2 pseudogenes are annotated in these 670 nt (G+C 38.2%); both read left to right on the forward strand.

Going from position 1 to position 670, the window contains the following annotated elements:
- Positions 1-190: pseudogene (locus E4T80_RS12630) on the forward strand (IS481 family transposase); the annotation flags it as partial.
- A 136-nt stretch (positions 191-326) separates the two neighbouring features.
- Positions 327-670, forward strand: a pseudogene (locus E4T80_RS12635) (IS21 family transposase); the annotation flags it as partial.

The raw sequence follows: 670 nt of genomic DNA on the forward strand, positions 1-670 counted from the left end.
TTACCAAGTGGCATTTAGGAAGAAAATTTATATGGATTTGAGTACATTACAAGCTGATTTGGATGAATGGTTGCTGTATTATAACCATCACCGAACCCATCGAGGAAAAATGTGCTGTGGAAGAACGCCAATGGAAACATTAGTTGATGGAAAACGAATTTGGGCAGAAAAAAATTTAAGCTCAAATTAATCTGACAGACACACATCGTTTTAAACGGGGACTGTCAGATTGAGTTTGATCTTCTACACATAAAGAGGGGCTTTCTCAGCGTAAAATCGCTGAAAAACTTCGACTCAGTCGTCGTACTGTCAAAAAATATCTCAATATGATTGAGATTCCAAACTATCAACGTCAACACACAAATTCACCTAAATTAGGGCCTTATAAAGCACTATTAATTGAACGACTCAAAGAGGAGATAGATAAGCCACCTTCTCAACGTTTAACCGCAGTACGTCATTTTGAGTATTTGCAAAGCCTTGGTTTTGAAGGGCAATACCCTTGTGTTTCTCGTTTTATTAAGCGTTATAAATCGTCTTTTCCCCCACCCGCTACGGCTGTTTTTATTCCTCAAAAATTTCCACTCGGTGAGTCTTATCAATTTGATTGGAGTATTGAGAAAGTGGTGTTAAATGGGGTTGAAACGACGGTAAATATCGCGCATTTTCG

Source organism: Muribacter muris, from assembly GCF_004569585.1.
GTDB classification, from domain to species: Bacteria; Pseudomonadota; Gammaproteobacteria; order Enterobacterales; family Pasteurellaceae; genus Muribacter; species Muribacter muris.